The 6,984-nt window shown below is 58.8% G+C and carries 7 protein-coding genes; 3 read left to right on the forward strand and 4 right to left on the reverse strand.

Annotated elements, in window-relative coordinates; translation table 11 throughout:
- Positions 1–169: 169 nt before the first annotated feature.
- Together PseuLF5_RS16530 and PseuLF5_RS16535 are read left to right on the forward strand one after the other, a co-directional pair.
- Positions 170–1,336: an aminotransferase class V-fold PLP-dependent enzyme gene (locus tag PseuLF5_RS16530; protein ID WP_222832390.1), complete on the forward strand. Its 1,167-nt coding sequence runs from the start codon at positions 170–172 to the stop codon at positions 1,334–1,336.
- Positions 1,337–1,390: 54 nt separating this feature from the next.
- Positions 1,391–3,199 carry an aminopeptidase P family protein gene (locus PseuLF5_RS16535; protein WP_340134037.1) on the forward strand — a complete coding sequence of 603 codons (1,809 nt, stop codon included), beginning with the start codon at positions 1,391–1,393 and terminating at the stop codon, positions 3,197–3,199.
- 49 nt (positions 3,200–3,248) lie between these two features.
- Here the strand turns inward: PseuLF5_RS16535 and PseuLF5_RS16540 are convergent, their stop codons facing one another.
- Entirely contained in the window at positions 3,249–3,845 is a 597-nt protein-coding gene (locus PseuLF5_RS16540; RefSeq protein WP_128615672.1) for a 2-hydroxychromene-2-carboxylate isomerase, read from the reverse strand.
- 36 nt (positions 3,846–3,881) lie between these two features.
- The gene (locus tag PseuLF5_RS16545; protein WP_123466368.1) at positions 3,882–4,610 is read right to left on the reverse strand and encodes an SDR family oxidoreductase; all 729 of its coding nucleotides are present in this window, start codon (positions 4,608–4,610) and stop codon (positions 3,882–3,884) included.
- A 90-nt stretch (positions 4,611–4,700) separates the two neighbouring features.
- Here PseuLF5_RS16545 and PseuLF5_RS16550 point away from each other — a divergent pair, with 90 nt between their 5' ends.
- A complete protein-coding gene (locus PseuLF5_RS16550; RefSeq protein WP_123466366.1) occupies positions 4,701–5,264 on the forward strand; it encodes a TetR/AcrR family transcriptional regulator in 564 nt (187 codons plus the stop codon).
- A gap of 1 nt (position 5,265) precedes the next feature.
- Here the strand turns inward: PseuLF5_RS16550 and PseuLF5_RS16555 are convergent, their stop codons facing one another.
- Together PseuLF5_RS16555 and rhtA are read right to left on the reverse strand one after the other, a co-directional pair.
- Positions 5,266–5,547 (reverse strand): hypothetical protein, encoded by a 282-nt coding sequence (locus PseuLF5_RS16555; protein WP_123466364.1) that lies wholly within the window; start codon positions 5,545–5,547, stop codon positions 5,266–5,268.
- Between the two features lie 166 nt (positions 5,548–5,713).
- Positions 5,714–6,601 (reverse strand): threonine/homoserine exporter RhtA, encoded by an 888-nt coding sequence (gene rhtA, locus PseuLF5_RS16560; RefSeq protein ID WP_340134038.1) that lies wholly within the window; start codon positions 6,599–6,601, stop codon positions 5,714–5,716.
- Between the last annotated feature and the right edge of the window lie 383 nt (positions 6,602–6,984).

Genomic DNA, 6,984 nt, shown 5'->3' on the forward strand with positions numbered 1-6,984 from the left:
CTCGGCTTCAGGAGCGTTCCTACGCACTTTTAAATGAAGTTGTTCTTCTTTAACGGCATCCGATCAGGTATTGATGACGCTCTCGAACCGACGCGCAGCTCACAAGGCTGCGCTTTGCCGTTTGCAGACACGAGCCTCCTGATCCCGGAACACGCTCTGCGAGTCTTTTATGAACATACGTCCGTTGTATTTCGATTACGCCGCCACCACTCCGGTGGACGAGCGGGTCATCCAGGTGATGATCGAGTGTCTGGGCTTTCACGGTAACTTTGGCAACCCGGCCTCCAGCTCCCACGCCTTCGGCCAGCAGGCCCGGCACACGGTCGAGCAGGCGCGGCGGCAAGTCGCCGAACTGGTCGGCGCCGAGGCCCGGCAGATTGTCTGGACTTCCGGTGCCACTGAATCCAACAACCTCGCCCTCAAGGGTGTCGCCCAGGCTCGCGGCGTGTCCGGCGGTCACCTCATCACCAGTCAGATTGAACACAAGGCCATCCTCGATACCGCCCGCCAGTTGCAGGACGCCGGCATCGCCGTGACTTATCTGGTGCCGGACGCCGATGGCCTGATCACCCCGCAAGCGGTCAGCGAAGCGATGCGCGATGACACCTTTCTGGTGTCGCTGATGCTGGTCAACAACGAACTCGGCACGGTCAACGATGTGCAGGCCATTGGCGAAGTCGTGCGCGGCCGCGAGGCGTTGTTCCATGTCGATGCGGCGCAGGGTGCGGGCAAAGTGAAGATCGACCTGGCGCGCTGGCCGGTCGATTTGATGTCCTTTTCGGCACACAAACTCTATGGCCCCAAGGGCATTGGTGCGTTGTACGTCGGCCCGCGGGCGCAGCAGCGTTTGCAGGCACAGATTCACGGTGGCGGTCACGAGGGCGGCTTGCGCTCCGGCACCCTGGCGACCCATCAGATTGCCGGCATGGGCGCCGCGTTCGCCCTGGCTGCAGAAGCATTCGATGAAGAAAAACAGTCCATCGTTGCCCTGCGCGAGCGTCTGCTTGAGCAATTGCTGAGCCTGCCGGGCGTGCGCCTCAATGGCAGCGCCAGCCAACGCATTCCGCATACCTTGAGCCTGACGTTCAGCGAAGGCGAGTTCAACAGCGCGGCGCTGAGTCATTCGATTGCATTCTCTGCGACCTCTGCCTGCAACTCCGCGAGCAACGCACCTTCCCACGTGTTGTTGGCGCTGGGGCATGACGCGCAACTGGCCGCGCGTACCCTTCGCTTGAGCCTCGGTCGTTTCACCACGGCCGAAGATATCGACAAGGCTGTCGAACTGATCAAGACCGCCTGCGCCAGTGCTCCGGCATTCTGGGCGACCGGGCATTAACCAGCCGCCTGACGGCGACGAACAATAACGATGAAGTGATTAGCAGGAGACATGATGAGTACCCAGACCTCGACCGAAGGATCGGTGCCCCAGCGCCTGGCGCACACCCGTGAACTGATGCGTCGCGAAGGCATCCACGCGCTGCTGGTGCCGTCCGCCGACCCGCATTTGTCGGAATATCTGCCAGGTTACTGGCAGGGCCGCCAATGGCTTTCGGGTTTCCACGGATCGGTTGGCACCTTGATTGTCACTCCTGATTTCGCCGGTATCTGGGCCGACAGTCGTTACTGGGAGCAGGCGACCAAGGAACTCACAGGCAGCGGTATCGAGCTGGTCAAATTGCAACCGGGTCAACCGAGCCCGTTGGACTGGCTGGCCGAGCAGACCCCGGAAGGGGGCGTAGTCGCGGTCGACGGTGCGGTCATGGCTGTGGCCTCGGCGCGCACCTTGAGCAGCAAACTCGAGGCGCGTGGCGCCCGTCTGCGTACCGATATCGACCTGTTGAATGACGTCTGGAGCGATCGCCCGAGCCTGCCAAACGCACCGATTTATCAACATCTGCCGCCGCAGGCGACCGTCAGCCGTGGCGAAAAACTCGCCAGGTTGCGCGAAACCTTGCAGGAACGCGGGGCTGACTGGCATTTCATCGCCACCCTCGACGACATCGCCTGGCTGTTCAACCTGCGCGGCGGCGACGTGTCGTTCAACCCGGTGTTTGTTTCGTTTGCGTTGATCAATCAACAGCACGCCACGCTGTTCGTTACACTTAGCAAAGTCGATGCTGATTTGCGCTCGGTGCTGGAGAAGGATGGTGTGACGCTGCGCGATTACAGCGAAGTCGCCGATGCGATGCGCGCTGTGCCGAGTGGTGCAAGCCTGCTGGTGGACCCGGCGCGAGTCACCTGCGGTTTGCTGGATAACCTCGACAGCGGTGTGAAACTTGTTGAAGGCCTCAACCCGACGACACTGGCCAAGTCGCAAAAGAGTGAAGCCGACGCGCAGCACATCCGCAAAGCGATGGAGCAGGACGGTGCCGCGTTGTGTGAGTTCTTCGCCTGGCTGGAATCGGCGTGGGGCCGCGAGCGCATCACCGAACTGACTATCGACGAAAAACTCACCGCAGCCCGTGAACGTCGTCCGGATTATGTATCGCTGAGTTTCAATACCATTGCCGCCTTCAACGCCAATGGCGCGATGCCGCACTATCACGCCACCGCAGAAGAACACGCGGTGATCGAGGGGGATGGGCTGTTGCTGATCGACTCCGGGGGGCAATACCTGGGCGGCACCACCGATATCACGCGGATGGTGCCGGTCGGTACGCCGACCGAAGAGCAGAAACGCGATTGCACCCGTGTGTTGAAAGGCGTCATCGCATTGTCGCGGGCACATTTTCCGAAAGGCATTCTGTCGCCGCTGCTGGACGCCATCGCCCGTGCACCGATCTGGGCAGAAAGTGTGGATTACGGTCATGGCACCGGTCACGGTGTCGGCTATTTCCTCAATGTTCACGAAGGCCCGCAGGTGATTGCCTATCAGGCGGCGCCCGCTCCGCAGACGGCAATGCAGCCGGGGATGATCACTTCCATCGAGCCCGGCACTTATCGTCCAGGTCGTTGGGGCGTGCGCATCGAAAACCTGGCGATGAACCGCGAGGCCGGGAGTAGCGAGTTCGGCGAGTTCCTCAAGTTTGAAACCTTGACGCTGTGCCCGATCGACACGCGTTGCCTGTTGCCGTCACTGCTGACTCAGGAAGAAAAGCAGTGGTTTAACGCTTACCACGCCGAAGTGCGCGAGCGTTTGAGCCCGCTGCTCGAGGGCCCTGCGCTCGAGTGGCTGAACACCCGCACCGCTGCCATCTGACCGGCTGAAGCTCAGGCGCTGACACCAGCGCCTGAGTCACCGGTTTGGGCTAAAGCTGGCGCAATGCCTGCTCGACAAAGTCCAGACGATCCTGGCCAAAAAACATCTGGTTGCCGATAAACATGCTCGGTGCCCCGAAAACCCCGCGTTTAACGGCGGTTTCGGTATTTTCCTTCAGCGCAGCCTTTACCGTTTCGTCGTTGGTCAACGCCAGGACTTCGGCGGGATCGAAGCCGTGCTCGCTCAACAGCGCCGCGACGGTCGCCGGCTCATCGAGAGGACGGCCCTCGACCCACAACGCGTTGAACAGGCAATCGATAAACGCGTGAAAGCGTTCAGGCTGGCGCAACTGGATACCGGTGACGGCGCGCATCAACATAAGCGTGTTGATCGGAAAGTGCGGATTGAATGTCAACGGCACGCCGTAGCGTTTGGCGTAGCGATCCAGATCCTGAAACATGTAACGGCCTTTGGCCGGAATCATCGCCGGAGAGGCGTTGCCGGTCGCTTTGAACACACCTCCCAGCAACATCGGGATGTAAATCAACTCGCTGTCGGTTTCGGCACACAGTTTCGGTAACTGGGTATAAGCCAGGTAAGTGGCCGGGCTCCCTAGGTCGAAATAGAACTCAACGGTTTTACGCATCGTCGCTTCTCTCTATTTATTGTTATGAAGTAGGGCTTACCAGCGCTCGTTCCATGGGCGCAGATCCAGCTCGAATGTCCACGCGTCCCGTGGCTGGTTGTGCAGATACCAGTAATTCTCGGCAATGTGTTCGGGATTGAGTATGCCGTCCTGATCCTTGGTGGCGTATTTTTCGGGGAAGCTGTTGCGGATGAAGTCGGTGTCGATGGCGCCGTCCACCACCACGTGAGCAACGTGGATGTTCATCGGCCCCAACTCCCGCGCCATGCTTTGCGCCAGAGCACGAATGCCATGCTTGGCACCGGCGAAGGCGGCAAACCCGGAAGCGCCGCGCAGCCCGGCGGTCGCACCGGTGAACAGAATCGTGCCGCGTTGGCGGGTGACCATGCGTTTGGCCACTTCACGGGCATTGAGGAAACCTGAGAAACAGGCCATTTCCCAGATCTTGAAATACTTGCGTGCGGTTTCTTCGAGAATGCTGCAAGGCACATTGGCGCCGATGTTGAAGACGAACGCTTCGATTGGCCCCAAGCGGGTTTCGATGTCTTCAATCAGTGCAATGACGTCTTCTTCCTTGCGCGCATCGCAGGCAAATCCGTGGGCTTCGCCACCTTCGGCATTAATCGCCTCTACCAGTGGCTGCAATTTGTCGGCGCTGCGTCGGGTCAGACAGGCGACGTAACCTTCCCTGGCGAAACGCCTGGCAATGGCGCCGCCCGTCGCATCGCCTGCACCGACCACCAATACGACCTTGTTGTTATTCATGGGGGATTCCCTTTAGTAAACGATCGTTAAGTGAACGAACGTTATGCTAGGATCCGGGCAACGTCAAGACGAGCAATTCGGGGCACATTCATGCGTTACTCTGCCAGTCACAAACAGGAAACCCGGGAGAAGCTATTGCACAGCAGTGCGCTCTCGGCGAAGCGTTCCGGGTTTTCCACGGTAGGCGTCGATGGCTTGATGAAGGCGATTGGACTGAGTGGCGCGGCGTTCTACAGTCATTTCTCTTCGAAGGATGCGTTGTTTACGGCCATCGTTGAGCGCGAACTGGGTCAAAGCCTGGAGCGCCTGGGCGGGCAGGGCACGCAGGACCGGACGCGACTGGAGCGCTGTCTCAAACACTATTTGAGCATGTCTCATGTTGAGCAGCCCGAGGCCGGCTGCGCGTTGCCGGCGCTGGGCGCGGAAATCGCCCGTTCCGAATTGCAGGTGCGCGAGCAGGCCGAGTTGTGGATCTGTCGGCTGCAGAAAAGCTGGGCGCAAATACTGGAAAGCGACAGCCTCGCGTGGTCGATTCTGTCGCAGTGTGTCGGGGCATTGGTGGTGGCGCGGATGCTGGCCACGCCGGACATTCAGCGCGAAGTGCTGAAGTCCAGCCATGAAGAAATCGGTCGCCAGCTCGCCGGGCAGGGCTGAACTATTTGCAAATGACGATCATGCTGCGGCTGGTATAACCCGCAGGGTTAAGGCCAAACGGATAATCACCCGGCTCTTCTACGGTGTCTCCGGACTTGGCGATGACTTTGTAGCCTTTTGGAGCGCAGGAGTTGGCTGCGCTGGTGTAGCACTTGTCCCAAGAGGACGACAGTCCAGAACAATTGATATGCAGCCCTTTTTTGCCGTGTTTTACCTGGGTCTTCGACGTCGCCGCACAGCCCGCAATCGCGAGTACAGCGATAAGTATCAAAATTCGTTTCATTACCGTCCTTATAGCGGCCGCGAGTCTGACGCTCGGGTCTGCCTGTCTTCGCTTGCGCTCTGAGCGCTTTCAAATCCCTGCTCGAAAAATCCATGTATGGCATCAAGTTAAGGCCTAAACATGGCCTAAATGAGCGCCAATTGCCAGACCTTCGTGAAATCCCGCTTCAATCTGCCGCAATGGCAGGTTTGGCGGCGCTGCCCATGGTCAGGGTGGCGCCGACGGAAGCCATAATAATGCAGAGGATGGCCATCCATTGTGACAGCGAGAGGTATTCCTGCAGGAACAACAGGCCAGACAATGCGCCGAATGCAGGCTCGATGCTCATCAACGTACCGAAAGTACGGGCGGGCATGCGCGTGAGTGCAACCATTTCCAGGGTGTAGGGCAGGGCGGTGGACAAGATGGCGACGCCAATGGCGACAGGTATCAGTGACGGTGTCAGCAGCGCAGTGCCGGCATGCACGATACCGATCGGCGCAACAAACAGTGCCGCGATCATTACACCTAGAGCCGCGGTGGTGACGCCGTTGTCAGCCCCAGCCTTTTGACCGAACAGAATATAGAGCGCCCAGCAGACGCCGGCCCCTAACGCATAACCGGCACCCAGCAGATCAATCCCGCTGGAGGTTGCGCCCGTCGGAATCAAGAGCAGCAATCCGATGGCGGCGAGGCCGATCCATAGAAAGTCGATGGCTCGACGCGATGCATAGATGGCAACCGCCAATGGACCGGTGAACTCAAGCGCAACCGCGATTCCCAGCGGCACGGTGCGCAGGGACATATAGAAGAGGAAGTTCATGCCACCCAATGCCATGCCGTAGACGATCACGGTGCGCAATGATCTGGAGGTCAGCCTGGCACGCCATGGGCGCAGCAGTAGCAACATGATTACACTGGCGAAGACTAATCGCAGCGTGGTGGTGCCTTGGGCGCCTACCACCGGGAACATGCTCTTGGCCAAAGACGCGCCGGACTGGATTGACCCCATGGCTATTAACAGCAGGCCAACCGGGAACAGCATTGAGGCAAGAGAGCGAGGTTGGTCATTCATTGCGCGGCATCGTCCAAGGTAAGAGCAGGGTATTGTTGTAGATATTGGGCAATATACTGCGCATTCAGTGCGGTGGCGTCTATATATAGGTCGTTTTTTCTTGGAGCGATAGAAAAACAGAATTAAGTGTTGACGGCAGATTCTGGAAGTCTATAATTCGCCCCACTTCCGGCGCAGTCGAAACGGAAAACTCCTTGAGATTCAATGAGTTACGCAGTTTTCGACAGCGACTTGCTTCAGTTGATCGAAGTCTGGAAGGAGTTGGAAATGCCGGTTGATCTGGCGCTTTCAACGGTTCGATCTTCTCGGTCGAAAGCGGAGAAAAAGAGGTGTTGACAACAGCGAGTAACGCTGTAGAATTCGCCTCCCGCTAACGAGAGATC

This window comes from Pseudomonas sp. LF-5 (assembly GCF_037626295.1).
GTDB classification, from domain to species: Bacteria; Pseudomonadota; Gammaproteobacteria; order Pseudomonadales; family Pseudomonadaceae; genus Aquipseudomonas; species Aquipseudomonas monsensis.

Bases quoted from the DNA above. Each gene is read 5' to 3' on its own strand.
- rhtA (WP_340134038.1), bottom strand. From the start codon at position 6,601: ATGAATGACCAACCTCGCTCTCTTGCCTCAATGCTGTTCCCGGTTGGC.
- PseuLF5_RS16555 (WP_123466364.1), bottom strand. From the start codon at position 5,547: ATGAAACGAATTTTGATACTTATCGCTGTACTCGCGATTGCGGGCTGT.
- PseuLF5_RS16535 (WP_340134037.1), top strand. From the start codon at position 1,391: ATGAGTACCCAGACCTCGACCGAAGGATCGGTGCCCCAGCGCCTGGCG.
- PseuLF5_RS16530 (WP_222832390.1), top strand. From the start codon at position 170: ATGAACATACGTCCGTTGTATTTCGATTACGCCGCCACCACTCCGGTG.
- PseuLF5_RS16550 (WP_123466366.1), top strand. From the start codon at position 4,701: ATGCGTTACTCTGCCAGTCACAAACAGGAAACCCGGGAGAAGCTATTG.
- PseuLF5_RS16540 (WP_128615672.1), bottom strand. From the start codon at position 3,845: ATGCGTAAAACCGTTGAGTTCTATTTCGACCTAGGGAGCCCGGCCACT.
- PseuLF5_RS16545 (WP_123466368.1), bottom strand. From the start codon at position 4,610: ATGAATAACAACAAGGTCGTATTGGTGGTCGGTGCAGGCGATGCGACG.